Origin of the sequence: Variovorax sp. SRS16 (genome assembly GCF_901827165.1) — a bacterium.
GTDB lineage: Bacteria > Pseudomonadota > Gammaproteobacteria > Burkholderiales > Burkholderiaceae_C > Variovorax.
Genome location: NZ_LR594666.1, coordinates 5062454 through 5087767, shown reverse-complemented (window position 1 = coordinate 5087767; position 25314 = coordinate 5062454). Strand labels below are relative to the sequence as shown.

The 25314-nt window shown below is 63.9% G+C and carries 25 protein-coding genes and 2 pseudogenes; 21 read left to right on the top strand and 6 right to left on the bottom strand.

Annotated features, from left to right (window positions below; translation table 11 throughout):
- The first annotated feature begins 182 nt into the window (after positions 1-182).
- The 20 genes and pseudogenes from E5P2_RS24580 (at position 183) to E5P2_RS24485 (ending at position 20009) form a co-directional block, all read left to right on the top strand.
- Entirely contained in the window at positions 183-2207 is a 2025-nt protein-coding gene (locus tag E5P2_RS24580; protein ID WP_162570651.1) for a conjugal transfer protein TraG, read from the top strand.
- Positions 2204-2698, top strand: coding sequence for a CopG family transcriptional regulator (locus tag E5P2_RS24575; protein WP_162569726.1), 495 nt, complete (start codon positions 2204-2206; stop codon positions 2696-2698). The genes E5P2_RS24580 and E5P2_RS24575 overlap by 4 nt, the downstream gene beginning before the upstream one ends.
- Positions 2682-3707: a P-type conjugative transfer ATPase TrbB gene (gene trbB / locus E5P2_RS24570; RefSeq protein WP_162570650.1), complete on the top strand. Its 1026-nt coding sequence runs from the start codon at positions 2682-2684 to the stop codon at positions 3705-3707. Before E5P2_RS24575 ends, trbB begins: the two co-directional genes overlap by 17 nt.
- Positions 3704-4048, top strand: coding sequence for a TrbC/VirB2 family protein (locus E5P2_RS24565; RefSeq protein ID WP_162569725.1), 345 nt, complete (start codon positions 3704-3706; stop codon positions 4046-4048). The genes trbB and E5P2_RS24565 overlap by 4 nt, the downstream gene beginning before the upstream one ends.
- Positions 4045-4341, top strand: a complete 297-nt coding sequence (locus E5P2_RS24560; RefSeq protein WP_162569724.1) for a VirB3 family type IV secretion system protein — start codon at positions 4045-4047, stop codon at positions 4339-4341. The genes E5P2_RS24565 and E5P2_RS24560 overlap by 4 nt, the downstream gene beginning before the upstream one ends.
- A 21-nt stretch (positions 4342-4362) precedes the next feature.
- Positions 4363-6828, top strand: a complete 2466-nt coding sequence (trbE, locus tag E5P2_RS24555) for a conjugal transfer protein TrbE (protein ID WP_162569723.1) — start codon at positions 4363-4365, stop codon at positions 6826-6828.
- Positions 6825-7553, top strand: a complete 729-nt coding sequence (gene trbJ, locus E5P2_RS24550) for a P-type conjugative transfer protein TrbJ (protein ID WP_162569722.1) — start codon at positions 6825-6827, stop codon at positions 7551-7553. The genes trbE and trbJ overlap by 4 nt, the downstream gene beginning before the upstream one ends.
- A 10-nt stretch (positions 7554-7563) precedes the next feature.
- Positions 7564-7857: an EexN family lipoprotein gene (locus E5P2_RS24545; protein WP_162569721.1), complete on the top strand. Its 294-nt coding sequence runs from the start codon at positions 7564-7566 to the stop codon at positions 7855-7857.
- A 4-nt stretch (positions 7858-7861) separates the two neighbouring features.
- Positions 7862-9229 (top strand): P-type conjugative transfer protein TrbL, encoded by a 1368-nt coding sequence (trbL, locus tag E5P2_RS24540; protein WP_162569720.1) that lies wholly within the window; start codon positions 7862-7864, stop codon positions 9227-9229.
- Positions 9230-9254: 25 nt separating this feature from the next.
- Entirely contained in the window at positions 9255-9968 is a 714-nt protein-coding gene (gene trbF, locus E5P2_RS24535) for a conjugal transfer protein TrbF (protein WP_162569719.1), read from the top strand.
- The gene (gene trbG, locus E5P2_RS24530; RefSeq protein ID WP_162569718.1) at positions 9965-10987 is read left to right on the top strand and encodes a P-type conjugative transfer protein TrbG; all 1023 of its coding nucleotides are present in this window, start codon (positions 9965-9967) and stop codon (positions 10985-10987) included. Before trbF ends, trbG begins: the two co-directional genes overlap by 4 nt.
- Before the next feature lie 2 nt (positions 10988-10989).
- On the top strand, positions 10990-12273 hold the full coding sequence (locus E5P2_RS24525) for a TrbI/VirB10 family protein (RefSeq protein ID WP_162569717.1): 1284 nt from the start codon (positions 10990-10992) through the stop codon (positions 12271-12273).
- Positions 12270-12518, top strand: coding sequence for a DUF2274 domain-containing protein (locus E5P2_RS24520; RefSeq protein ID WP_162569716.1), 249 nt, complete (start codon positions 12270-12272; stop codon positions 12516-12518). The genes E5P2_RS24525 and E5P2_RS24520 overlap by 4 nt, the downstream gene beginning before the upstream one ends.
- Positions 12519-12887: 369 nt before the next feature.
- Positions 12888-14108, top strand: coding sequence for a chromate efflux transporter (gene chrA / locus E5P2_RS24515; protein WP_162569715.1), 1221 nt, complete (start codon positions 12888-12890; stop codon positions 14106-14108).
- Between the two features lie 23 nt (positions 14109-14131).
- Positions 14132-14461, top strand: coding sequence for a PadR family transcriptional regulator (locus E5P2_RS24510; protein WP_162569714.1), 330 nt, complete (start codon positions 14132-14134; stop codon positions 14459-14461).
- A 66-nt stretch (positions 14462-14527) separates the two neighbouring features.
- Positions 14528-16009 (top strand): multicopper oxidase family protein, encoded by a 1482-nt coding sequence (locus tag E5P2_RS24505; protein ID WP_162569713.1) that lies wholly within the window; start codon positions 14528-14530, stop codon positions 16007-16009.
- Positions 16010-16043: 34 nt separating this feature from the next.
- Entirely contained in the window at positions 16044-16850 is an 807-nt protein-coding gene (locus E5P2_RS24500) for a creatininase family protein (protein ID WP_174262695.1), read from the top strand.
- Positions 16851-16896: 46 nt separating this feature from the next.
- Positions 16897-18198, top strand: coding sequence for a YVTN family beta-propeller repeat protein (locus E5P2_RS24495; protein ID WP_443083529.1), 1302 nt, complete (start codon positions 16897-16899; stop codon positions 18196-18198).
- A 2-nt stretch (positions 18199-18200) separates the two neighbouring features.
- A pseudogene (locus E5P2_RS24490) lies at positions 18201-18464 on the top strand (phage integrase central domain-containing protein); the annotation flags it as partial.
- A gap of 210 nt (positions 18465-18674) precedes the next feature.
- Positions 18675-20009 carry an alkaline phosphatase family protein gene (locus E5P2_RS24485; RefSeq protein WP_232080829.1) on the top strand — a complete coding sequence of 445 codons (1335 nt, stop codon included), beginning with the start codon at positions 18675-18677 and terminating at the stop codon, positions 20007-20009.
- 220 nt (positions 20010-20229) lie between these two features.
- On the opposite strand, the gene E5P2_RS24480 is transcribed toward E5P2_RS24485, so the two are convergent.
- The 6 genes and pseudogenes from E5P2_RS24480 to merP form a co-directional block, all read right to left on the bottom strand.
- On the bottom strand, positions 20230-21486 hold the full coding sequence (locus E5P2_RS24480; RefSeq protein WP_162569711.1) for an MFS transporter: 1257 nt from the start codon (positions 21484-21486) through the stop codon (positions 20230-20232).
- Between the two features lie 3 nt (positions 21487-21489).
- Positions 21490-22227: an MBL fold metallo-hydrolase gene (locus tag E5P2_RS24475; RefSeq protein ID WP_162569710.1), complete on the bottom strand. Its 738-nt coding sequence runs from the start codon at positions 22225-22227 to the stop codon at positions 21490-21492.
- A 65-nt stretch (positions 22228-22292) separates the two neighbouring features.
- Positions 22293-22592, bottom strand: a complete 300-nt coding sequence (locus tag E5P2_RS24470) for a hypothetical protein (RefSeq protein WP_232080828.1) — start codon at positions 22590-22592, stop codon at positions 22293-22295.
- Positions 22593-22598: 6 nt separating this feature from the next.
- Positions 22599-23252 carry an ArsR/SmtB family transcription factor gene (locus E5P2_RS24465; protein ID WP_162569709.1) on the bottom strand — a complete coding sequence of 218 codons (654 nt, stop codon included), beginning with the start codon at positions 23250-23252 and terminating at the stop codon, positions 22599-22601.
- Between the two features lie 509 nt (positions 23253-23761).
- Complete coding sequence (locus E5P2_RS38190; protein WP_162569708.1) at positions 23762-23989, bottom strand: GDCCVxC domain-containing (seleno)protein; 228 nt, start codon at positions 23987-23989, stop codon at positions 23762-23764.
- Positions 23986-24623, bottom strand: a pseudogene (gene merP / locus E5P2_RS38385) (mercury resistance system periplasmic binding protein MerP). Before merP ends, E5P2_RS38190 begins: the two are co-directional and overlap by 4 nt.
- 64 nt (positions 24624-24687) lie before the next feature.
- Here merP and merR point away from each other — a divergent pair.
- The gene (merR, locus tag E5P2_RS24450; protein ID WP_443083528.1) at positions 24688-25104 is read left to right on the top strand and encodes an Hg(II)-responsive transcriptional regulator; all 417 of its coding nucleotides are present in this window, start codon (positions 24688-24690) and stop codon (positions 25102-25104) included.
- Positions 25105-25314: the final 210 nt, after the last annotated feature.

Here is a 25314-nt window from a genome sequence, read left to right as displayed (position 1 = left end):
CTGATCCGGGCCGGCCACCTACGTCTTCACGTATCCGCCAGCGTACGCCGCGCCACGCCCCGCTGGGTGTTCATCGCGGCGACTCGATTCCAGACTCAGGCACGCGGTGCCGCTGCGGCACCCGCGTGCTGGAACCAGCGCGCAAACAAGGACGTAACCAAGACGGCAAAAGGGGGTGGGCGATGCCCACAGGCATTCTGTTCGGACAGATCTTCGTGGTGCTGGGCCTGGCCGGGGGCGGCGTTTGGGCGGCCACACAGTGGACGGCCCACGCGCTGGGCCATCAGACACGCTTGGGCGAGGCATGGTTCAACTTGTCGGGTGTTCCCGTCTACGAACCCTGGAAGCTGTTCGAGTGGTGGTATTTCTATGACGCCTATGCGCCGGACGTGTTTGTTCGCGGCGGCGCCATTTCGGCATCCGGAGGGATGCTTGCCGCTGGGGCGGCCATCGGTATGGCGGTGTGGCGCTCGCGTCTCGCGAAACGCGTCACGACCTACGGCTCTGCCCGCTGGGCCGAGCGCGAAGAGATCGACAAGGCCGGGCTGACGAAGCCGGCCGGCGTGTTCCTCGGCGAGACGGCAGACAAGGATGTCAACTACCTGCGTCACGAGGGCCCCGAACACGTGATGGCTTTCGCGCCCACCCGTTCGGGCAAGGGCGTTGGGCTGGTAGTGCCCACGTTACTGTCCTGGCCAGGCTCGGCGGTCATTCACGACATCAAGGGCGAGAACTGGCAGCTCACGGCCGGCTGGCGCTCGCGCTTCTCGCACTGTCTGCTGTTCAACCCAACCGATGCGAAGTCGGCCGCGTACAACCCGCTGCTCGAAGTGAGACGCGGCATGCACGAGGTGCGTGACGTACAGAACATCGCGGACATCCTGGTCGATCCCGAAGGCGCGCTGGAGAGGCGCAACCACTGGGAGAAGACCAGCCACGCCTTGTTGGTCGGCGCGATCCTGCATGTGCTCTACGCAGGAGAGGACAAGACATTGCGTGGTGTCGCCAACTTCCTGTCCGACCCGGCCTGCCCGTTCGAAATCACGCTGCACCGGATGATGACGACGCTACACCTCGCGAGCGACAAGGGCGAGGCAACCCATCCCGTGGTGGCGTCCGCCGCTCGCGAGGTGCTCAACAAGAGCGACAACGAGCGCTCAGGCGTGCTCTCCACGGCGATGAGCTTCCTCGGTCTCTACCGGGATCCCACGGTGGCCGAAGTCACCTCGCGCTGCGACTGGCGCATCGCCGACTTGATCTCGGCCGACCATCCTGTCTCCCTATACCTGGTCGTTCCACCCTCGGACATCAGCCGCACCAAGCCGCTGATTCGTTTGATCCTCAACCAGGTCGGCCGGCGCCTGACCGAATCGCTCGATGGCTCGGACGGCATCGCCCGCCGCCACAAGCTGCTCTTGATGCTCGACGAGTTCCCGGCGCTCGGCCGGCTGGACTTCTTCGAGTCGGCCCTGGCCTTCATGGCCGGCTACGGCCTGCGCGCTTTCCTGATCACGCAGTCGCTGAACCAGATCGACAAGGCCTACGGCCAGAACCATTCGATCCTCGACAACTGCCACGTGCGCATCGCGTTCGCGACCAACGACGAGCGCACGGCCAAGCGCATCTCGGAGGCGCTTGGCACGGCCACCGAGCTGCGCGCGCAGCGCAACTACGCGGGCCATCGTCTCGCGCCCTGGCTCGGGCACCTGATGGTGTCCCGCCAGGAGACAGCACGGCCGCTGCTCACACCGGGCGAAGTCATGCAGCTGCCGTCCGACGATGAAGTGGTGATGGTATCGGGCCATCCACCGATCAGGGCGCGGAAGCTGCGCTATTACCAGGATCGCAATTTCATGCGACGTGTGCTGCCACCACCCGTGCTCGCTTCGAGCGTCTACGCGGATCGGCCAGCGGTGCGTCAAGACGATTGGAGCGGGCTGGCCCCGCTGGCCGTGCCCGGGACATCGGCTGCTGCCAATGTGGGCGCCTTCGCCGATGAGGGCGGTCACCAGCTCAAGCCCGAGTTGGACGTCGCAGGCGAAGCGATGCACGAACCCGAGGCAGATGACTTGCTGATGCTGGACGACGAACGCGACGAGTACGACACACCGGTGTCGCCGCGCGATCTGGACCGCCAGGTGGATCGGCAACTGACCCGCACCGCGCGCTTCGCGGCCCTGGACCCTGACGACGGGATTGCGCTATGAGCCTCAATCATCCCCGCACTCGCCTGAACATCTTCATCGAGCCCGACCACGCGAAGCGCCTGGACCAGATCGCGGTGCACAAGGGCGTCTCGAAGTCGGCAGTCATCGCCACCGCGCTGGCCTCGTTTCTGTCGCCCGATGGCGAGGATCAGCGCGAGGCAGCCATCGCCAAGCGCCTGGACCGCCTCTCTCGCCAGTTCGACCGCCTGGAGCGCGACCAGAATGTGCTGATCGAGACGCTGGCGCTGTACGTGCGTTACTTCCTCACGGTCTCGCTGCCCGTACCCGAAGGGCATCAAAAGGCCGCACGCGCGCAAGGCCATGCCCGCTACGTCCAGTTCATTGAACAGCTCGCTCGCCACATCCAGCGCGGACGCGGCTTGGTGCGCGAAGTCCATGAAGACCTCGCGCCCGGCGCGTCTGTTGAACCTGCCGCGTATGCGGCGCATGCGACCGAAACACAGGGAATCGACCGTGAATCCAACGCCTGAATCGACGTCCGGAGACGGGACCTCCGCGGACGCATCACTGGCGCGGCGCATCCGCATGCTGCGCACGGCCATGGGGCCGGAGATCGCTGCGGCGCTCGCGGACCCGGAGATCGTGGAAGTGATGCTCAACCCTGACGGATCGCTGTGGGTGGACCGGCTGGGCACCGGACGCGCGCCCACCGGCGCGTCGCTGCCACCGCAGGTGGCCGAACGGATCATCCGGCTGGTGGCCGCGCATGTGCGTGCCGAGGTGAATGCGGGCCTGCCGATCCTGTCGGCCGAGCTGCCCGAGACCGGCGAGCGTTTTCTGGGCGTGCTGCCGCCGGTGGTGCGGGCACCCTCGTTCGCGATCCGCAAGCGGGCGCTTCGCATCATGACGCTCGTGCACTACGTGGCCGATGGCATCATGACCGAGGCACAAGCCAGCTTTCTTCGTTCCGCCGTGCGCGAGCGGCTGAACATCGTCGTGGCCGGTGGCACCAGCACGGGCAAGACGACCCTGGCGAACGCGTTGCTCGATGAGATTGCCGAGACCCGTGACCGCGTGTTGATTCTCGAAGACACGGTGGAGTTGCAATGCCGCAGCGACGATCACGTGGGGATGCGTACCGAGCCGGGTGTCAGCACCATGGCCGACCTCGTGCGCGCGACCTTGCGGCTGCGGCCGGACCGCATCGTCGTGGGCGAAGTGCGCGGCGCCGAAGCGCTCGACCTGCTCAAGGCCTGGGGGACCGGACACCCCGGTGGCATCGCGACCGTGCATGCCGGCTCGGCGCACGGCGCGCTCACTCGGCTGGAGCAACTGGTCCAGGAAGTCTCCGTGACCGTCCCGCGCGCCCTCATCGCCGAGGCAGTCAATGTCATCGTCTTCATCGCCGGCCGCGGCCGAGCGCGCCGTGTGCGCGAGATCGTGCGTGTCACCGGCTTTGACGGCCAGGGCTATCGGCTCGACACCGAGCTCGGGCCGTCCTTCCCACCTATGTCCTCAACCCCCGGAGAGTCGTCATGACGCAATCGCGTACTTCCGTAAAACCGTATCTGCGACGCGCCTTGCGGTCGGATGTCTGGGCGGCGTTGCTGCTGGCCGTCGCGCTGCCCGCGCATGCGGCCGGCTCGAACATGCCCTGGGAGGCACCGCTGCAATCGATCCTCGACTCGATCCAGGGACCGGTGTCCAAGATTGTCGCGGTGATCATCATCATCGTGACGGGGCTGACGTTGGCGTTCGGCGATACCAGTGGCGGCTTCCGCAGGCTGATCCAGATCGTCTTCGGCCTCTCGATCGCCTTCGCCGCTTCTTCGTTCTTCCTGACCTTCTTCAGCTTCGCGGGCGGCGCGGTGGCGGCATGAATGCGCCGACCGCCTTCTCGGCGAGTTCTTCGCCGGGCTTCGCTCCCGGCTTCGAGATCCCGCTGCACCGGTCGCTGACTGAGCCGATCCTGCTCGGCGGCGCGCCGCGCACCGTGGCGATTGCGAATAGCACGCTGGCGGCAGCGGTCGGCCTTGGGCTGCAGCTCTGGTTGCCCGGCATCGCGCTCTGGATCGTCGGGCACTTGCTGGCGGTGTGGGGTGCGGGTTTGGATCCGCAATTCATGCAGGTCTTCGCACGACATATCAAGCACCGCACCCTGCTGGATGTGTGAGGTCGATATTAACGACACGCCATGATGAACCTCGCCGAATACCGCAGGCGTCCCGCGCTGTTGGCCGACTGGCTCCCCTGGGCCGGGCTGATTGCGCCCGGCGTCGTTCTCAACAAAGACGGATCGTTCCAGCGCACCGCTCGCTTTCGTGGGCCGGACCTGGACAGTGCGACGCAGGGTGAATTCGTCGCCACCTCGGCGCGCCTCAACAACGCGCTGCGACGCCTTGGCTCCGGCTGGGCATTCTTCGTGGAGGCCGAGCGGCGTGAGGCGGCCGGCTATCCGGAGTCGACGTTCCCGGAGCCGTTGTCCTGGCTGGTCGACGAGGAGCGGCGCGCTGTCTTCGAGGAAGACGCCAGTCACTTCGAGAGCGCGTACCACCTGACGCTGCTGTACCTGCCGCCCGAGGAGTCGAAGGCCCGCGCCGCCGGGCTGCTGTACGAGAACAATTCCACCGAAGGCACGGACGGGTCGGATTGGAGAGGGCGGCTCGAAGCCTTCGTGTCCGAGTCCGAACGCTTCTTCGGGCTGGTCGACGGCGTGATGCCCGAGATCCGTTGGCTGGGTGACGGGCAGACGCTGACCTATCTGCACAGCTGCGTGTCCATGCGCCGACATGCGGTCGCCGTGCCCGAGGTGCCCATGCACCTCGACGCGCTGTTGGCCGACGAACCGCTGATCGGAGGGCTTGCGCCCATGCTCGGCGTGCATCATCTGCGCGTGCTGTCGGTGCGGGGCTTTCCGACCTCGACCTGGCCGGGCCTGCTCGATGACCTGAACCGTCTCGGGTTCGCCTACCGCTGGAGCACGCGTTTTCTCTGTCTGGACAAGGCCGAAGCCGAGCGCGAACTGGTTCGGCTTCGCCGCCAGTGGTTTGCCAAGCGCAAGAACATCGTCGCGCTGCTGCGCGAGACCATCTTCCAGCAGGAGAGCCCGCTGGTCGATTCGGATGCCTCGAACAAGGCGGCTGATGCGGATGCCGCGCTGCAGGAACTCGGCAGCGACAACGTCTCCTTCGGCTACGTGACTGCGACCGTGACGGTCCTGGATGTCGACGCGACCGCCGCCGACGAGAAGCTGCGTGCGGTGGAGCGAACGATCCAGGGGCGCGGCTTCGTGACGATCCCCGAGACGCTCAACGCGGTAGATGCCTGGCTGTCGTCGATCCCGGGCCATGCCTATGCGAACGTGCGCCAGCCCATTGTCTCGACTCTGAACCTCGCGCACATGATGCCGGTGTCGGCCGTGTGGGCGGGCCCCGAGCGCAATGACCATCTCGACGGGCCGCCGCTGATCGTGACGCGCACCGATGGCGCCACGCCGTTCCGGCTGGTGACCCACATCGGCGACGTGGGCCACACGCTGGTGGTCGGCCCGACCGGCATGGGCAAGTCGGTGCTGTTGGCGATCCTCGCGATGCAGTTCCGACGCTATGCCAGCTCGCGCATCTTCGCGTTCGACATGGGGCGCTCGATGCGGGCAACCATACTCGGGCTTGGCGGCGAGCACTACGACCTCGGTTCGGACGGAAGCATCGCCTTCCAGCCTTTGGCGCGCATCGACCAGGATGCCTATCGCACGTGGGCCGCCGAATGGGTCGAAGGTCGCCTGGTGCACGAAGGCGTGGCCGTCGGCCCGCCGGAGAAAGAGACTGTCTGGTCGGCGCTGAACAGCCTGGCCACTGCCCCTGTCGAGCAGCGGACCATGACGGGCTTGTCCGTGCTGCTGCAGTCGAATGCGCTGCGCCAGGCCCTGCAGCCCTATGTGCTTGGCGGCGCGCACGGCAGGTTGCTCGATGCCGATACCGACAGGCTCGGCTCCGCATCCGTGCAGGGCTTCGAGATGGAAGAGCTGATGCACAGCAAGGCGGCGGTGCTGGCCGTGCTCGGCTATCTCTTCGCGCGCTTCGATGAGCGCTTCGACGGTGCGCCGACCTTGCTCATCCTCGACGAGGCGTGGCTCTTCCTCGACGACCCGGTGTTTGCCTCTCGGATCCGGCAATGGCTCAAGACGCTGCGCAAGAAGAACGTTTCTGTCATCTTCGCCACCCAGTCGCTCGCGGACATCAAGGACTCCACGATTGCGCCAGCGATCGTGGAGAGCTGTGCGAGCCGGATCTTCCTGCCGAACCCGCAGGCGACCGAGCCGCAGATCCGCGTCATCTACGAGGGCTTCGGACTCAACAGCCGGCAGATCGACATCGTTGGGCAGGCGCAGCCCAAGCGGGACTACTACTACCAGTCGCGCCTTGGCAACCGTGTCTTCGACCTTGGGCTTGGGCCGGTCGCGCTGGCTTTCGCGGGGGCGTCCACGCCGGAGGACCAGCGCCAGATCGACAAGGTTTGCGACGCGCTGCCGACCTCGCTTGTGCCATCGGGCTTTGCGACCGCCTGGCTGCGCCATCGCGGCCTGGACTGGGCCGCCGACCTCATCCCTTCCTTCCCCTCATTCCCCTCATCCCCATCGCTTCAGGAGAACGCACCATGAAGAAAACCCTGATTGCCGCCTCGGTGGCTTGCCTCATGGCGCTTGCGCCCGCCGCACATGCGCAGTGGGTCGTCGTCGATCCGACCAACCTGGTCCAGAACATCATGACGGCGGCCAACACGCTGGAGCAGATCAACAACCAGGTCAAGCAGCTGCAGAACCAGGCGCAGTCGCTGATGAACCAGGCCAGGAACCTCACGGGGCTGGACTTCAGCGCCTTGGCCGAATTGCGGTCGGCGCTTGCCGCTACCGATCAGCTGATCAAGCAGGCGCAGGGACTAGCTTTCAACGTCACGCAGATGGAGAGCGATTTCAAGCGCCTCTATCCGCAGGCGTACTCAGCCTCCGTCTCGGGCAGCCAGATGGCGGCCGATGCGCGCCAGCGCTGGCAGAACTCGCTCGAGGCGCTTCGCACCGCAACCCAGGTTCAATCGCAGGCGGTGCAGAACTTCGCGTCGGACGAACAGACGCTGACCGACATGGTGGGCCGCAGCCAGTCGGCCGTCGGGGCCTTGCAGGCCACGCAGGCAACGAACCAGCTGCTGGCGTTGCAGTCCCGCCAGGCCATGCAGGCGCAGCAGCTCCAGATCACGCAGGACCGCGCCGCCGCGCTGGAGCAGGCACGCCAGGTCGCGGTGCAGGAACGCGCCCGCGAGGTGCGCCGGCGTTTCCAGGGCGGCGGCACGCCGTACACGCCCTATACGGTCAATTTCTACAGCCAGTGAGGGACATCCCGTGAAGAAGCTCTTGATCCTTGCCGTGGTGCTCTTTCTGTCGGCCTGCGGCAAGCCCGGACCTTCCGGGTCCGCCATCGAGTCAGTCGAATCGCTGGTCGCCCATCCCGAGCGCCTGAAGGAGCTGCGCGCGCAGTGCAAGGCTGACCATGAGAAGGTGGGCGACGCCCAGTGCAGTGCGGTAGCCGAGGCGACGCGACAGCGCTTCATGGGCAGCGGGACGCCGTACACGCGCAACGCTGCGTCTGCGCCCACTGCAACCGCCGCAACGGCCTCTTCGCCGGTGGCGAACTGAGGTCATGGACGACGTCGCGGTCATCGACCGCTTCCTCGATGTCTTCTCGCGCTACATCGACTCGGGCTTCGGGCTGCTGCACGGCGAGGTGGCTTTCCTCACCGCGACGCTGATCGCGATCGACATGACGCTGGCGGGTCTCTTCTGGGCCATGGCCGGCGAGGACGTGATCGGCAAGCTGGTGAAGAAGGTGCTGTACGTGGGCGCCTTCGCCTTCATCATCGGCAACTTCAATCACCTGGCGGGGATCGTGTTCCGGTCCTTCGCGGGCCTGGGACTGATGGCCTCGGGCTCGGGCATGACGCAGGCCCAGCTGCTGCAGCCGGGGCAACTTGCCAAGGTCGGTATCGACGCGGGCCGGCCGATCATGGTGCAGATCAGCGACATGACAGGCTTCCCGGAGGTGTTCGCCAACCTGGACACCGTTGCCGTGCTGTTCGTGGCCTGGCTGGTGCTGATCGTGAGTTTCTTCGTGCTTTCGGTGCAAATCTTCGTCACGCTGCTCGAGTTCAAGTTGACGACGCTCGCGGGCTTCGTGCTGGTGCCGTTTGCGCTCTGGAACAAGACAGCGTTCCTGGCTGAGCGGGTGCTAGGCAATGTCGTCTCTTCCGGGATCAAGGTGCTGGTGCAGGCGGTGATCGTGGGCATCGGAACGGGTTTGTTCGCGGAGTTCCAGACACCGGCCGGGGCAGAGCCGTCGATCGATCACGCGCTGGTCATCATGCTTGCCGCGCTCGCGATGCTGGGTCTGGGCATCTTCGGGCCGGGCATCGCGACCGGGCTCGTATCGGGCGCGCCGCAGCTCGGCGCGGGCGCTGTTGCCGGGACCGCCATCGGCGCAGCAGGACTTGCCGTAGCCGCAGGCACGGTTGGAGCGGCCGGAAGTTCAGCCGTCGCGGCCGGTGCGCGCATAGTCCCTGGTGCCGCACGCGCAACCATTGGCGGTGGCGCGGCGGCCGCGCGTTCTGCAAGTGCCATGACAAACGCGGTCGCAAGCGGCGCGAAGTCTGCCTACCAGGTCGGCGCCGCCGCGTCGGGCGGTGGCGGTGTCCGCGCCGCCGGCGCTGGCCTTGCCAACGTCGCGAAGACCGGCGCGAGCGCCGTCGGACAACGCGTCGCGGCCGGCGCAAAGACGGTCAAGGGTCGCGTTGCGGACTTCGTGTCCGAAGCAATCACACCGGCCGCCTCGAGCAAGCTCGCAACCGATCTGAGCGAAGCGAGTGCCTCGGCGCCTGAGCCCGCGTGGGCCAAAAAAATGCGCCGCAAACAGCACATTGGCCATGCAGCCACGACGGCGGCGCACACGCTGCGCTCGGGCGATCACAGCGGCAGCGGCGCCAGTCCGAGCCTCCATGACAACTCCAACACCTGACTCGAATTCCTGAGGAGAACCATCCATGCGATTCAAGCGACCCCAGGTGCGGTACTCGGAAACGCCCGAGCCCGTCACCCCATACCAGGCTGCTGCGCAGGTCTGGGATCAGCGCATCGGTAGCGCGCGCGTGCAGGCGAAGAACTGGCGGTTGATGGCCTTTGGCTGCCTGTCGCTGGCCTTGCTGATGGCCGGTGGCCTTGTTTGGCGTTCGGCACAGTCTATCGTGACGCCCTATGTGGTGGAGGTGGACAGCGCCGGACAGGTGCGCGCGGTCGGTGAAGCCGCCACGCCCTACAAGCCCAATGACGCGCAGATCGCGTTTCACCTTGCGCGCTTCGTCACGGATGTGAGGTCTCTCTCCATCGATCCGATCGTGGTGCGGCAGAACTGGCTCGAAGCCTACGACTACACGACTGACCGGGGTGCGGCGACTCTCAACGACTACGCACGCGCCAACGACCCTTTCTCGCGCATCGGACAGAACTCAGTGGCGGTACAGATCAACAGTGTGGTGCGCGCCAGCGATTCCTCATTCCAGGTGCGCTGGACGGAGCGGCGCTATGCCAACGGCGAAGCGGATGGGCTTGAGCGCTGGACCGCGGTGCTGGCCATCGTGCTGCAGGCGCCGCGCACCGAGGAACGGTTGCGCAAGAACCCGCTGGGCATCTACGTCAACGGTTTGTCCTGGAGCCGTGAACTCGAAGCGACCGATATGAAGAAAGGAGCAAAGCCATGAATGCACGATTCCGTAAGTCCGTCTCCGTATTGCCGTTGGTTCTGTTGGCCACATTGGGAGTCGTCGCTGGCTGCGCGACGCAGCGCAAGCCGCCACCGACGATCAAGCTGGACGAGCCGGTTGCCGGGGCAGCTCAACCATTGCCGGAGCCGATCAAGCCCGTCGAGGTTGTAGAAGTTCCGAAGCCGTTGCCGCTGCCCGAGCAGTTGAAAGCGCTTCCGAAAGAGCCGGAAGCGAAGCCGGCGCCTGAGCCTGTCGACGAGAAGGTCCGCGTCTCGCAGGCCAACGAAGAGGCGCGCATCGCGCCGACACGTGAGGGCTACATCAACGCGATCCAGGTCTGGCCGTATACGGATGGTGCGCTGTATCAGGTCTACACGAGTCCGGGCCGCGTGACGGTCATCGTCTTGCAGGCAGGCGAGGAACTGGTCACCGTCTCGGCCGGCGACACGGTGCGCTGGATCGTGGGCGACACAGCCAGCGGCAGCGGCGCGACTTTGCGCGTGAACATCCTCGTGAAGCCCACGCGCGTGGCCCTGAAAACCAATCTGGTCATCACGACCAACCGTCGTACCTACCTGCTGGAACTGTCCTCGACGCCGCAGGCGTGGATGGCTTCGGTGTCCTGGGACTATGCGAAGGACGGGATGGTCGCACTGCAGAAGCAGGCGCAGCAGGCCCAGGCCAGCACGCCGATTGAAACCGGCATGACGCTGGAAAAGCTCAGGTTTCGCTACGCGATCACGGGCGACAACCCGCCCTGGAAGCCTCTGCGCGCGTTCGACGATGGCGAGCGGGTCTACATCCAGTTCCCGAGCGGTATTGCGCAGGGCGAGTTGCCGCCGCTGTTCGTGATCGGGCCGCTGGGTGATGGGCAATTGGTGAACTACCGCTTCCGCTCGCCTTACTACGTGGTGGACCGGCTGTTTGGCACCGCCGAGCTGCGACTCGGTGGTGACAAGGCGCAGGCAGTTCGCATCGATCGCACGGATGGTGTGGCCACGTCGCAAAGGAACTGAGCATGAGTACCGCTGAGATGCCGGATGAGATCCCACGCACGGTGCCGAAGGTTGATCCGGAGTCCATGGCCTTGCGTGCTTCGCCGCGCCCGGTCACGCGGCTCAACCGGCGCATGCTCGCTGTCGGCGCCGGTACGCTGGCTGCCGCTGTACTCGGAGGAACCCTGTGGTCGCTGCAGTCGACCAAACGAGAACGTAGTCCAGCCAACGAGCTTTACAACGTGGACCGTGTCTCGCGCGCTGACGGCCTGGACCAGTTGCCGAAGGACTATTCGAAGCTGCTGCCCGCGGCCAAGTCCGCCGTGCCGATGCTGGGTGAGCCGCTGCCGGGCGACCTGGGGCCAGCCATCGTGAAGGCGCAGCAGCCGATGGAAACTCGCGTTCCGGCCGGTGGCATTGACCCGGCACAGGCCGAGCGGCTTGCCGCCGAAGAGGCGGCGCGGTCCTCGGTTTTCTTTCGCAGCAGCGGCGCCAGTGGCGGCGCGAAGGCCGCCGCGGCTGCGGCATCGGCTGTCGATTCTCCGACATCGGCCACGAGCAATCAGTCCTTCAATCCGATGGCATCGGCATCACCCCAGCCAGTGGATCCTACGGCCGCGCAGAACCGTCAGGATCAGAAGGAAGCATTCGTCGCAAAGGCCGGCGAGGCGACCACGCGCAATCCGGGCAGCTTGCAGTTGCCGGCCTCGCCGTATCAGGTCATGGCTGGGACCATCATCCCGGCTGCGCTGGTGACGGGGATCAACTCCGATTTGCCGGGGCAGGTCATCGCCAACGTGACTGAGGCGGTCTATGACACGGCCACGGGGCGCTACCTGTTGATCCCGCAGGGCTCGCGGCTGATTGGTCGCTATGACAGCCAGGTTTCGTTCGGGCAGCGGCGCGTGCTGCTGGTTTGGTCACGCCTGGTCCTGCCTGACACGTCCTCGGTGTCGCTGGACCGGTTGCCAGGGATCGATCCTGCTGGCTATGCCGGCCTGGAGGATGGCGTCGATTGGCATTGGGATCGCATTCTTGCCGGAGCGGCTTTGTCGACCTTGCTGGGCGTCGGTGCGGAACTGGCCGCACCGGAGAACCGCACCGACGGCAATCGGATCGTCGTTGCCACACGCGAGGGCGCACAGGACTCGGTGAATCAAGTCGGGCAGGAACTCACCAAGCGCAGCATGAGTACTCAACCCACGCTGACCATCCGGCCGGGGTTTCCGGTGCGGGTGATGGTGAACAAGGACCTCATCCTACGGCCGTACCAGCCACTGTTTTTTCAGAGGGGGTCTTCGCAATGAGCAAGAACACTGGGCGATTGAGCTTGGGCGCGCTGCCCCGCGCGGAGAAGGTGAAGCTGACGATCGCCGTATCGGGCGAACTGAAAGCGCTGCTCGATGCGTACGCCGAGGCTCATAGCCGGCTGCATGGGCCGGTGGATGCGGCGGCGCTGATTCCGCACATGCTTGCAGCATTCATCGCGCGAGATCGAGGCTTTAAGGCGGCGTACGGCTCGGCAGCGAAGTCGACCGGCTCAGTCACGTAGCCCGTCTTGCTTTGCTGCATCACGATTGGCTTGCGGTAGTTTGCAGGCTCACCGTGGCGCCAGAGACCTTTCGATCTCGACCAAGGCAATGCCTCGACGGCGCTGCGCTGCCTCACTTTCAGAAAAAAGTCACCGAATCTCATGCCCCTCGCGGCACTATGCGATTGCTTTGGTACTGCATATCTTCAGATGCGCTCCCTCGGCCAACCGTCAAGCTTTACTCGATCGCATCGGGCTGTCGAAAGTTGCATAGCTTCGGCCCTGCACGCTGCCCCGGGTACCCGGGTGCCTCGGGATCACGCACTAACAATCACAATTCGATATCGAAAATCGATTACAATAACGCTGGTTCTCTCAGCGGAGTCGTGGATGCTGTTCGCAGAAGGCGAAATCAAGAAAGCGGCTCAGGAAGGAGCCTGGACGGTATTTTTGGTCTTCTTGCGCCTAGGGCTGACATCCTTTGGTGGTCCGATCGCCCACCTGGGCTACTTCAGGGATGAATTCGTGACGCGTCGGCGCTGGCTCAGCGAGCGCAGCTATGCCGATCTCGTGGCGTTGTGCCAGTTCCTGCCGGGGCCGGCCAGCAGCCAAATTGGCATGGCGCTTGGCCTGTCGCGCGCCGGATTCCCAGGGGCCCTGGCCGCCTGGGCGGGGTTCACGTTGCCATCGGCGATCATGTTGGTGTTGTTTGCATTGGGCCTGTCGACATGGGGTAGCGCCTTTCCTGCGGGGGTGCTGCATGGTCTGAAGGTGGTCGCCGTTGCAGTGGTGGCACAGGCCGTGTGGGGGATGGCTCGCAATCTCTGCACGGACACGACGCGGGTTTCCATCGCTGCGGTGTCGGCCTGCGTCGCACTGTTGTGGCCGAATGCGTGGGGACAAGTCGGGGTGATCGCGGCGGCGACCGTGCTGGGATTGATGCTCTTCAAGCCGGCCCGGGACCTGACTCACGATCCGCTCCCCATCTCGGTCAGTCCACGCATCGGCACCGCTCTACTGTGTCTATTTTTCGGCCTCCTGGCCGCTTTACCCATCGCTGCGCAGGCTTGGCCAAATCAGACACTGGCCATGGTCAACGCCTTCTACCGCGCTGGCTCGTTGGTCTTTGGCGGCGGCCACGTCGTGCTGCCGCTCTTGCAAGCCGCCGTCGTCCCGAGCGGCTGGGTGACCAACGAGACGTTTCTGGCGGGCTACGGTGCGGCGCAGGCCGTCCCAGGTCCGCTCTTCACCTTTGCAGCTTTTCTGGGTGCGTCGATGAATTCCGCGCCCAATGGCTGGATCGGCGCAGCGGTGTGCCTCGTCGCCATCTTCGTGCCCTCATTTCTGTTGGTGATCGGCGCGCTACCGTTCTGGGAACAACTGCGCCGCAGCCCGCGTACCCAGGCGGCGCTCATGGGTGTGAACGCGGCGGTGGTGGGCTTGTTGCTCGCCGCGCTCTATCAGCCGGTCTGGACCAGCGCGATCTTCAAGCCGGCGGACTTCGGGCTGGCCCTCATGGCGCTGGTCGCCTTGATGTTCTGGAAGCTGCCGCCCTGGCTTGTGGTGTTGGGGTGCGGGGCCGCAGGATGGCTGTTGAGCGTCGTGGTCTAGGGGCCAACATCGAGAGGCGACCTATGACCGACAAGGATCTGTACGGTGGGTTGATTCGATTGCACGTCCTCCACCATGCGGGCGAAGAACCCATCTTCGGCCTCGGCATCATCGAGGAATTGCGCCGCCATGGCTACGAACTCAGCGCCGGGACGCTGTATCCAATGTTGCATGGCATGGAGAAGAAGGGCTACCTGTCGTCGCGCTCTGAACGCCATGGGAAGCGTTCGCGGCGGGTGTATGAAATCACGCCGCAGGGCCGCGAAGCGCTGGCCGTCGCCAAGCTCAAGGTGATGGAGCTTTTTGGCGAGCTCTTCGAGGACAGAGCGGACCTGCCGGGCCCTGCCGCATAGGGCGACCCAAGCTGCCATTACTGGCCCACAAGATTGCACTGTCCGCTTTCCCTTCGAAAGACTGCCATGCCCCTCAGACGCCGCGACCTCCTCAAGCTTGGAAGCCTGACTTCCTTGGCGGCCAGCATGCCCGGACTGGCTGAAGAAATGGGCCACCCGACTGCGGCGCTCCCTTCGCCTGAACGCAAAGCAGACATCACTCTCCGCATCGGCGCCAGCTTGGTCGAACTGGCGCCCGACCGCATCGTTTCCACGACGACCTACAACGGTCAGTTTCCAGGACCGCTGCTGCGGCTCCAAGAGGGTGTGCGCACGATCGTGGACGTTCACAATGACACGGATACCCCTGAACAGCTGCACTGGCACGGGCAGTTCCAACCTGTTGCTGTCGATGGTGCTGCCGAAGAAGGCACGCCGTTCATCCCGGCGCGCGGTATGCGCCGGATCGCCTTGACACCGGGACCCGCAGGTTTTCGCTTCTACCATACCCATCTTGTCGCCGGCGCCGACTTGAATATCGGTCAGTACAACGGCTTGGTGGGTCCGGTCTACATCGAACCGCGAAACGAACCCGGTGCCTACGATCGAGAAGTCTTTCTGGTGCTCAAGGAGTTTCAGCCGTCGTTCAGCCGCGGTGGCGACATGGCAATGGATTTCCTGTCGCCCGGAGGGCAGCGAGCCGACCTGAAGGAAAGTGGGGAGTCTGCCATGCGCGCCTCCCTTGCCATGGACAAGGTCCGAGGCTATGAGGTGGGCTACCAGGCGTTCTCCATCAATGGACAGATGCTCGGTCACGGGGACCCGATCCGTGTGAAGGCGGGCGAACGCGTGCTCTTCCATGTGCTCAACGGAAGCGCCACGGAAATTCGCAGTCTTGCCCTCCCGGGCCACACCTTCAAAGTCGTCGCCCTGGATGGCAATCCCGTGCCCAGGCTGGCCGAGGTCCCGGTCCTGTGGATCGGGACCGCCGAACGTGTTTCCGCCGTGGTCGACATGAAACACCCTGGCGTCTGGGTGCTGGGCGACCTGGCGGATGACGATCGTCAACGCGGCATGGGGATAGTTATCGAATATGCCGGCCATCGAGGCAAGCCCCAGTGGGCAAAACCGAAGCCCTTCTCGTGGGACTACCGACGCTTCTCCAAGCCGGGCGCTGCACCTTCGGTGCCGGATGATGTGATCGACATGCGCTTCGAAAAGCAGAACGCGGCCGACCATGGTTTCAATGTTTGGACCATCAATGGCAAGGCGTTTTCAATGGACAAGATGGAAGTGATGTTCCGCCTCCAACATGGGAAACGCTACCGCCTGAGGATGCAAAACGCGAGCGACGACATTCATCCCATGCACCTGCATCGCCACAGCTTTGAGATCGCCAGCATCGCCGGGAAACCCACGGGCGGAGTGATCAAGGATGTCGCCATGCTGGGCGGCTACCAGACGATGGAACTGGACTTTGTCGCGGACCAGTTGGGACTTTCCCTGTTCCACTGTCACATGCAACTGCACATGGATTTCGGATTCATGGCGCTCTTCGATTGCACATAGCCTTTCGTAACTGCAACCAACACACCCAACCTCGATGCTCAATCTACCTCGCTTGCTCACGATGGGAGCGGTCGTTTTCAGCTCCGCTGCATGGTCCGCATCCACCAGTGTTTACCTTGAAGAATTGACCTCGACCGAGGTCCGAGATGCCATTCGCGCCGGCACGACCACTATCATCATTCCTGTGGGCGGGACCGAACAGAGCGGCCCGCACATGGCGCTGGGCAAACACAATGTCCGAGCGAAGGTGCTGGCAGGACGGATCGCTACGTCGCTGGGTCAGACGCTGGTCGCGCCGGTTGTGGCCTATGTGCCCGAAGGAAGCATCACTCCGCCCGCAGGACATATGCGCTTTGCGGGCACGATCTCGGTGCCGGACGACGCCTTCAAGGGCGTACTCGAGGGCGCGGCCCGCAGCTTCAAGCAGAGCGGCTTTGTCGATGTGGTACTGATCGGTGATCACGGCGGATACCAGGCCCAACTCAAGGCGGTGGCCACACGTCTCAATCGCGACTGGGCGGCGACGCCTGCCCGGGCTCATTTCATCGGCGACTACTACCGCGTTACCCAGACCGATTACGTGCAGGCACTCAAGGCCAAGGGCTTGAACGACGCTCAGATTGGTGTGCATGCAGGCGCGGCTGATACCTCGTTGATGATGGCGATTGATCCCGCGTTGGTTCGGCCAGCCCAGATGGCTCGCAATCCCAGCGAAGGTGAAGCCAATGGCGTCGCAGGCGATCCGCGCGCTTCCAGTGCGGCCCTGGGTCAGATGGGTGTCGATTTGATCGTAGCGAAGACGGTAGCGGCCATCCGCGCCGCGAAGAGCGCTCCGCGCTGACCCCGCTGCGTCATCCCGTTCTGTGCACAGGGAATTTAAGGAGTCGATGATGCGTAAGCACCGCGTAGCAGTCATTTCCATTTTGATCGTCCTGTTGGGGTCGGCGGCTTGGTGGGTCGCGGCGCAGACCGCCGCCAAGCCGCCGCTATCCGATGTCCGTCCAGCCGCGGCGGTGATCACGGTGCGTGGAATGCCGGCCGTGGTTGACCCCCAGAACCTGTACAGCGAGATTGGGGCAACCCACATGAGCGCCGCAACAGCAGGAGCGTTGGAGCGCGTCTACGTTCCGAATCACACCGCAAATACGGTGTCCGTCATTGACCCGGCGACTCTGAAGGTGATCGATACGTTCAAGGTCGGCATCAATCCGCAGCACGTCGTGCCGGCCTGGGATCTGCACACCTTGTGGGTCGCAAACAATGCCGAAGGACGACCGGACGGCAGCTTGACGCCCATCGATCCGAAGACAGGTAAACCAGGCCCCTCGATTCGGGTCGAAGATCCTTACAACCTCTATTGGACGCCGGACGGCCAGTCCGCGATCGTGGTGGCGGAAGCATACAAACGGCTGGACTTCCGCGATCCGCGCACCATGAGTCTGCAGTATTCGATTGCGACGCCGGAATGCAGTGGCATCAACCATGCCGATTTTTCAATCGATGGCAAGTTCGTCTTCTTTACCTGCGAGTTTGGCGGCGCCATTACCAAGATCGATCTGGTCAATCGTCGCGTGGTCGGCACGATCAAGCTCAGTCAGTACTTCCGGCGCCCGGAGGTGCTCGCGCTCATCGCCGGGCCAGGAAAGAAGCCGAAAAAAATTCCTGACCCCAGCGAACTGGGCGAGGAGATCTGCACGACCCCAGGCATGCCGCAGGATGTTCGTGCATCGCCAGATGGCAAGGTGTTCTTCGTTGCCGACATGATGGCCGACGGCGTGCACGTGGTCGATGCGGAGTCCTTCAGGCAGATCGACTTCATTCCGACCGGCGCTGGCGCCCACGGGCTGTACCCGAGTCGCGACGGCAAGAGCTTGTATGTAGCCAACCGCGGCACCAACGAGATCCATGGCAAACCGGGCGGCAAGGGCAGCGTCTCGGTGATTGACTTTGCTACTCGGAAGGTCATCAAGAACTGGCCCATCCCAGGTGGCGGCAGCCCGGACATGGGCAATGTGAGCGCCGATGGCGCGCATCTGTGGCTCTCGGGCCGATACGACGATGTGGTGTACCGTTTTGACACCCGATCCGGCAGCGTCGACAAGATCAAGGTCGGCCGTGAGCCTCACGGATTGACGGTCTGGCCTCAGCCTGGGCGTTATTCACTGGGACACACCGGCAACCTGAGATAGTCACGCGCTCCATCCTACCGCGCGTGTTTGCCAAGGACGTGCTGCCGACACTGGGCAAGTGCTCAATCTACGACATCAAGCGGCCTGATCTGCTGGAGGTCATCGCCAAGATCGAAAAACGCAAGGCGCTCTCCGTCGCCAAGAAGGTCCGCCCCTGGTTCAACCAGTTGTTCCGCTACGCGCTGGTGATCGTGCGTGGCCTGGAGCAAAACCCGGCTTCCGACCTCGACGTGGTCGCGATGCCTCTGCCTGCGGTCAACCACAACGCGCTTCCGGTTCGCGTGTTCGGCGTTCTTCTGCCTGCGGAAGTACGCGAGATCGGCGATGCGCAACTCCTCGGGGACTGAACGCCGATGGTTATGCGCACCTACCGATCGGCTATATTGCCTGCCGTTCTTGACCCCCACTACCCAATGGCGACAACCCGCAAGAACAACCCTCAAGAGCTGCGGGGTCCTGCCGAGAGGAAATCTGATATGCCCACCATGCCATCAAAAGGACGCTTGACGTCGCGCCGGGCCGCCAATGCACTCTTGTCTTGCGCCGTGCTGGGAGCCATCGCCTGGACTGCCACGGGTTGCAGCAATAGTGGTCCGATAGAAAACCGTGGAGGTATTCCGGTCGCGCCAAAGCAGCAGTCCATCCGGCACGTGTTCGTGATCACGATGGAGAACAAGAGCTTCAAGGACACCTTTGGCACGAGTAAACAAGCCCCCGATCTGCAAGCCATGGCCAAGCAGGGCGCGCTGCTGACGCAGTACTACGGCACCGGCCACGTCAGCCTGGACAACTACGTCGCCATGATGAGCGGCCAGCCTTCCACCAAGGAGACGCAGAGCGACTGCGTCCAGGGATTCAACGATGTGGTGGCTGACGGCTGGGATGCAGCCAATCCCAAGGTGCTCAAAGCCAAAAACGGCATGGGCTGCGTCTATCCCAAGGAAGTGAAGACCTTCGTCAACCAGCTTGACGAGGTCAGGCTGACCTGGAAGGGCTACATGGGTGACATGGGCAACGACCCGACGCGAGAGGCCGCCACCTGCGGCCACCCGAAGATCGGCGCGATCGACAACACGCACTCGGCACAGGCGCCCACGGCCGATGTGCCCCAGGGGGATCAGTACGCGACACGTCACAACCCCTTCATGTATTTCCACTCGATCATCGACGATCAAGCCTACTGCAACAGCCATGACGTGAACTTGGAAGCCAACCTGCAGAAGGACTTGCGGTCGATCGACACCACGCCCAACTTTGCATTCATCACACCCAACCTGTGCGACGACGGTCATGATGGCGACGGCACCGGCGCCCAACCCTGTGCCAACGGTGACAAGGGTGGCCTGACCTCGGTCAATGCCTTCCTGAAGAAATGGGTGCCGATCATCCAGGCCTCGCCCGCATATCAAAAGGACGGCCTGGTCATCATCAACTTCGATGAGTCTGCCGACATGGTGCCGGCCGGCAAGAGCGAGTCAGGCGGCGTGACGACGATCACGCTCAATCTGCCGGGCGAATCATGCTGCGGCCAACAGGTCGGACCGAACGTGAAGCGGCCGGACGACGCGATTATCCCGGTCTCCGCAAAGTTGGCATACAAGCTGCACTATCAGGGCGTTGGCGGAGACCGTACCGGCGCCTTGCTGCTGTCGAAATTCATCAAGCCCGGAACGGTCAGCGAGACGCCTTACAACCATTACTCGCTTCTCAAGAGTCTGGAAAACATCTTCCAGACGCGCGAATACCTGGGCTACGCCGACAACAAGAACCTGGCTCCGTTCGACAGCGACGTCTTCATCAACCTGCAGTGATCGAGGGTGGGGTCGGGCGGCGTGCGCCGCCGCTATCGCGGCCGGACTGGTTGGCACGGCCGCCGGGAGTGACCAGCCGCTCTCCATGCCGACGGCGCAGACCAGGCAGGCGTAAGCCGAGATTGGCCGACTGGCCTTTGTTTTTTGATTCGTCGCTTTCCGCATCGGGTCGGCGAAGGCAAATTCGTCCAGATCCGCAGCGAGATTGCGCGTCCGGTCGTCAAGGAGTTGGGAGTGAACTGCGACTGGTCAGGGTTTCGCTCATCCGCAGCGCCGCGATCACACCGGAAAGCAACGTCAATCCGGCCACCAGCCACAGTGCCGCTGCCACACCGAACAAGTCAGCGGTCATTCCGGCGAGCAGCGCACCCACTGCGTAGCCGAGGTCGCGCCACAGCCGGTAGACGCCGACCGCGGATGCGCGCCATGTCGGGTGGGCCACGTCCCCTATCGCCGCCAGCAAGGTCGGATAAACCATCGCCGTGCCGATGCCGAGCAACACGGCCCCCAGCCCGAAGAAGACGAAGTCCACGGTGAGCGCCGTGGTAGCGATGCCCAGCGCCTGTACCCACATACCCCAAACGATCAGCCATTTGCGTCCGACCCGATCGGACAAGGCACCGGTGACGATCTGCGTGACACCCCAGACCCCTGGGTAGATTGCGGCGAGGATGCCGATCTGCGCCAACGTCATGCCGGCGGCAGCGAACACGAGCGGGAACAGGCCCCACGCCATGCCATCGTTGAGATTGTTGACCAGCCCAGCCTGGCTGACGCTGGAGAGATTGCGATCCGTCAGCGAGGTCCGGCGGAAGATCGCGCTCTGGCTCAAGGCGCCACCGTGATCCTCGGATTGGTGCACGCGCACCTCATGGATCACGTGGTGCCGGGTCTCACGGACCGCGAGCAACGACAGCAGGAAGCCGGCGGCGACATAGACGACGCCCAGATAGAAGGGCTGGGGTCGCAGCCCATACCGAGCTGCGAGCCAGCCGGTGGTCAGCGCACTGATCGCCACTGCAAAGTACCCGGCGAACTCATTGAGGCCCATGGCGAGCCCGCGCTTCTTGGGGCCCACCAAGTCGATCTTCATGATGACCGTTGTGGACCAGGTCAGTCCCTGGCTGACGCCCAACAGCACATTGGCGCCAACCACCCAATCCCAGTCGGGCGCCCACATCAGGATGAACGGCACCGGGACTGCGACCAACCAACCCGCGACCAGCACATCCTTGCGACCGAAGCGGTCGGACAGGCGACCGGCGAAGTAGTTGGTCAGCGCCTTGGTGACGCCGAACACGACGATGAAGGACAGGATCGCCGCACGCGCCGCGATGTGAAACTCCTGTTCGGCAATGGCAGGCAGGATGCTGCGCTCCAAGCCCACCATCGCGCCCACGAAGGCGTTGACGAGCACCAGCAGCGAGAACTGGCCGAGGTTCTCACGCAATCCCAACCGGATGGAAGCCGTGCGCATAACTCAGCGCACGAGGCCGAGATTGAAGCGCACCATGGCGTCCATGTCGGGTAGAGACGGCGGAATGTCCCGCATCAGAGTCTCGACGAACGCAGCTTCGCCCATCGACAGACTTGGGTTCCACCGCTTCTCGAAACCAAGGGTCGACGACGGTTTGCCCGACAGGCCGGCACCGCAAGTGCTGCCCGCCTGATGGCCCGGATAGAGCTCGAGGTCGGACGGCAGCGTCAGCAGCTTGCGGTGCAAGGTCTCGTACAGCTGCGCCGCCATCTCACGCTCGTGCCCGGCCAGATCGGGCCGGCCGACGGCGCCGACGAACAGCGTGTCGCCGGTGATCACGAACCAGGGATCATCGCCCCGGCGCAGGTCTCTCACCAGCAGACACACGCTGTCCGGCGTGTGACCGGGGGTATGCAGCACGTCGACGACCACGTTGCCGGCAGCCAGCCGCTGGCCATCCGCCAAGGGCGTGAAGTCGAAGGCCACTCGCCCCTCGTTGCTCTCGTGCAAGCAGTACGGGGCGCCGACCCGGCGCGCCAGTTCGGGGCCACCGGAGTAGTGGTCGGCATGCACATGGGTGTCGATCACATAGGAGATTGGTACGCCCACCTTCGCGGCCTCGGCGAGGAACCAGTCCTCATCGCCGGCCACCACATCGACCGCCACCGACTTGCCCACGCCGGTGCAGCCGAAAAGATAGGACAGGGTCGCGTTCGCGGCCGTGCGTTGTCGAAAGAACATGATGCTCTCCTTGTCTCAGAACACGAGGATCTTGTCGGCTCAGGTGGTCCGCCAGCCCAGCTCCTTCATGCCGCTGCACTGGGATCCCTCGATGAGCTCTTCCACAGGGACGCCTGTTGCATCCATGCAGGCACCGCAAACACCGATGACGCTCGCGTGCCAGACCAAGGCGCCCGCATCACTTCCAGGTTGTAGAAGGCCGCCGGCACCTTCCGTTTGTTGTGGTCCGCCGCTGCGGCATCACCGACGAGGAACAGACGCACCTCGCAGTCGGTCTGCTTGGCCAGGGCGCCAGCCACGCGTGCTCCGTTATGCGTGCGCTCGCTGCCGCAAGTCTCGTCGTTCGGGATGAAGAGAGTCTTCATGCTCGGTCACTCCTCGATGGGCATCCCATGGGCGCGCCACTCGGCGACACCGTCGGTCAGGTGGAAAGCCCGGTATCCTCGTTGGCGCAGCAACGCGACCGCGTCCTTGGCCATCAGGCAGAACGGGCCGCGGCAATAGGCCACCACGGGGGTGTCTTTCGGCAACTCAGCGAGGCGTTTCTTCAGTTCGTTCACCGGCAGCGAGCGCGCGTGTGGGAGGTGCGCCGTGGCGTACTCCTCGGCGGGTCGCACGTCCAGCACCAGCACTTCCCCGGTCGCGGCCATCTTCAGAATGGCCTTGCGATCGAAGCCTTCGAGGTCTTTGCCGTGCGCGACGATGCTCGCCAGTGCCACCTGCAGTTCCACCAATCGTTCCTCTGCCTCAGAGCGCAGCGTCACCCACAGATCGGCGACGCTTGTGCTGACGAGCCGGTAGAGGACGTATTTGCCGTCCTTGCGTGTATCCACGAGGCGCGCCTGTCGAAGCTCCTTGAGATGGGCGCTGGCGAGCTTGACACTGATCTCCGACTGCGCGGCGAGCGCCTCAACCGTCTTCTCGCCTTGGCACAGCAGTTCGATCAGCTCGAGCCGCTTCGGACTCGCCATGGCCTTGCCGATGCGGGCTACCTGCTCGTAGAGTCGATTTTTCAGTTCTCTCATGCGTTCATTCTAACGATCATTGGATTAATAGGTACAACCCGACAAGCTGGTAGATGCGCTCAAAGTCAAGATGCTCACTTCAGAGGGGCGGGTCAGCGAACTTCCTGGGTTCAGAGCCGGTCTCAGTGCAAGCCTCGGCCCCGCGGCCCCCGCGGGTCAAGCGCTGCCTGTATCGTGCTGGGGTGTATTCGGGGCCGCAACATGGGCGCAGCACTTTACGAGCCGACCAATGTGTACAACCTGTGGCGGCAAACATCGTAGGAGTCGACGGGCCCTTTGAATACCTGACATGGCTGGCGTCGTCGGTGAGCGCCAGCTACGGTTGGCGCCCATGAGACCCAAGAACGCGGCAGCGCCCTCGAAAGCGCTCTGCCGCGGTGATAAGGCCGCTGCACAGAGCCCGGCCCAACGGTCACGGTTCCTACATGTATCTGCCAGAGGTGCTCCATCGACCGCCTATGCAGCCGCCCAGCCAGATTCACGCCTTGCTGCCGCACTGTTGGCAGTCATCAGGCGCTGCAGCTTGAGCAGCTCCGCTGCATCTGCACGGGCGGGCACTTGGCCGAACCGTACGAGCAGAACACGCAGCAGTCACCCGTCTTCGGTCGCAACACAGTCTTGCAGCGCTCGCACTCGTAGAAGAACTGGCAGGCGTCAGTCGGCATAACCTCCCGCTTGGCGTGGCCGCACTCGGGGCAGATCAGCACGGACTCCAGTTGGGGGGCTGTGGTGATCACTTGTGAACCGTCGAGGGGTAGCCCGCGTCCGTCGTGGCCTTGACCAATGCCGTGGTGCTGGTCTTGTCAGCGTCGAACGTCACGGTCGCCGTCTTCTTGGCAAAGTCGATCCGCGCCTGACTCACGCCGGATACCTTCTCCAGCGACTTCTTCACCGTGACCGGGCACAGCTCGCAGGTCATGTTCTGGACATCGAACACCGCGGTCTGTGGCGTTGCGGCGAGTGCCGCCAATGGCATCAGCGTGACAAGCGCAGCGGCAAGCAAGTTGCGCATGGGAAGCCCCTTCAAAGGAAAAGCGGCGCCAACCAAGGCACGGACAACAACGCGAGGAGCGCCAACGCGACACCCCAGAAGATCAGCCGCGGGCGCTTGAGGACGATCGGCTCGGCACACATGGCACCGGGCTCGCAGAACTGCGGCTGCAGGTAAAGACGCCGGAACGCCAGGCCCAGGAACAGCAGCGTCGCAGCGATGAACCACGGCCTCAACGGCTCCAGCGCAGTCAGGTTGGCAATCCAGGAGCCGCCGATGCCCAGCGTCAGCAGCACGAGCGGTCCAACGCAACATACCGACGCGCCGACGGCGGCCATCGCGCCGGCGAGAAGCGAACCCTTGACTCTGAACATTGCCATCAACTCCGTGAACCTTTTCGATGACGGACAGTCTAGATTCCGTACCATGGTACGGAGTCAAGAAGTGCACACGAAAACTGACTTAACGATAGGGCGCCTGGCCGACGAGGCCAACGTGAACGTCGAGACGATCCGCTATTACCAGCGACGCGGATTGATGGCTGAACCGGACAAGCCGATGGACGGGCATCGCCGCTACGCCCCGGATGCAGTCAAACGTGTGCGCTTCATCAAGCGGGCGCAAGTGCTCGGCTTCACCTTGGATGAGATCGGCAGCTTGCTCGAGTTCGAAGAGGCTCACGCCTGCGCTGAAACGCGTGACCTAGCTGTGCACAAGCTGCAGGTCATCGATGAAAAGCTCGCCGATCTGAAGGCGATGCGCAAAGCGTTGATGGCGCTGTTGCACCGATGCGATACCCAAAGCGATATGGGGTCGACCAAGGGCAACTGCCCGATCATCCACGCACTGGCCGCTGACTGATCCGGCGTCAAGATGGGATCACTTAACGCTTACGGGGGCGATGGCAGGATGACCCACACAACTTCGGACGGCCGTGTCTGTCCTATCCTCTCCGCTGCGGGAAGCTGATGCCGCTGCGCGCACATCGGGCATTTACTCCGAGGCCGAACCCTGCGACCGAGATTCTTCTGCCCGCGCTGCGGCAGCCCGATGTTCGTCCTGCAGACCTTT

Excerpts from the sequence above, each read along its gene's own strand:
- trbL (WP_162569720.1), top strand. The coding sequence starts at position 7,862 with ATGGACGACGTCGCGGTCATCGACCGCTTCCTCGATGTCTTCTCGCGC.
- E5P2_RS24505 (WP_162569713.1), top strand. The coding sequence starts at position 14,528 with ATGCCCCTCAGACGCCGCGACCTCCTCAAGCTTGGAAGCCTGACTTCC.
- E5P2_RS24475 (WP_162569710.1), bottom strand. The coding sequence starts at position 22,227 with ATGTTCTTTCGACAACGCACGGCCGCGAACGCGACCCTGTCCTATCTT.
- E5P2_RS24575 (WP_162569726.1), top strand. The coding sequence starts at position 2,204 with ATGAGCCTCAATCATCCCCGCACTCGCCTGAACATCTTCATCGAGCCC.
- E5P2_RS24525 (WP_162569717.1), top strand. The coding sequence starts at position 10,990 with ATGAGTACCGCTGAGATGCCGGATGAGATCCCACGCACGGTGCCGAAG.
- E5P2_RS24520 (WP_162569716.1), top strand. The coding sequence starts at position 12,270 with ATGAGCAAGAACACTGGGCGATTGAGCTTGGGCGCGCTGCCCCGCGCG.
- E5P2_RS24485 (WP_232080829.1), top strand. The coding sequence starts at position 18,675 with ATGCCCACCATGCCATCAAAAGGACGCTTGACGTCGCGCCGGGCCGCC.
- E5P2_RS24580 (WP_162570651.1), top strand. The coding sequence starts at position 183 with ATGCCCACAGGCATTCTGTTCGGACAGATCTTCGTGGTGCTGGGCCTG.
- E5P2_RS24510 (WP_162569714.1), top strand. The coding sequence starts at position 14,132 with ATGACCGACAAGGATCTGTACGGTGGGTTGATTCGATTGCACGTCCTC.
- E5P2_RS24560 (WP_162569724.1), top strand. The coding sequence starts at position 4,045 with ATGAATGCGCCGACCGCCTTCTCGGCGAGTTCTTCGCCGGGCTTCGCT.
- E5P2_RS24470 (WP_232080828.1), bottom strand. The coding sequence starts at position 22,592 with ATGAAGACTCTCTTCATCCCGAACGACGAGACTTGCGGCAGCGAGCGC.
- E5P2_RS24565 (WP_162569725.1), top strand. The coding sequence starts at position 3,704 with ATGACGCAATCGCGTACTTCCGTAAAACCGTATCTGCGACGCGCCTTG.
- trbF (WP_162569719.1), top strand. The coding sequence starts at position 9,255 with ATGCGATTCAAGCGACCCCAGGTGCGGTACTCGGAAACGCCCGAGCCC.
- E5P2_RS24500 (WP_174262695.1), top strand. The coding sequence starts at position 16,044 with ATGCTCAATCTACCTCGCTTGCTCACGATGGGAGCGGTCGTTTTCAGC.
- chrA (WP_162569715.1), top strand. The coding sequence starts at position 12,888 with ATGCTGTTCGCAGAAGGCGAAATCAAGAAAGCGGCTCAGGAAGGAGCC.
- trbE (WP_162569723.1), top strand. The coding sequence starts at position 4,363 with ATGATGAACCTCGCCGAATACCGCAGGCGTCCCGCGCTGTTGGCCGAC.
- trbG (WP_162569718.1), top strand. The coding sequence starts at position 9,965 with ATGAATGCACGATTCCGTAAGTCCGTCTCCGTATTGCCGTTGGTTCTG.
- trbJ (WP_162569722.1), top strand. The coding sequence starts at position 6,825 with ATGAAGAAAACCCTGATTGCCGCCTCGGTGGCTTGCCTCATGGCGCTT.
- E5P2_RS24465 (WP_162569709.1), bottom strand. The coding sequence starts at position 23,252 with ATGAGAGAACTGAAAAATCGACTCTACGAGCAGGTAGCCCGCATCGGC.
- E5P2_RS24480 (WP_162569711.1), bottom strand. The coding sequence starts at position 21,486 with ATGCGCACGGCTTCCATCCGGTTGGGATTGCGTGAGAACCTCGGCCAG.
- E5P2_RS24495 (WP_443083529.1), top strand. The coding sequence starts at position 16,897 with ATGATGCGTAAGCACCGCGTAGCAGTCATTTCCATTTTGATCGTCCTG.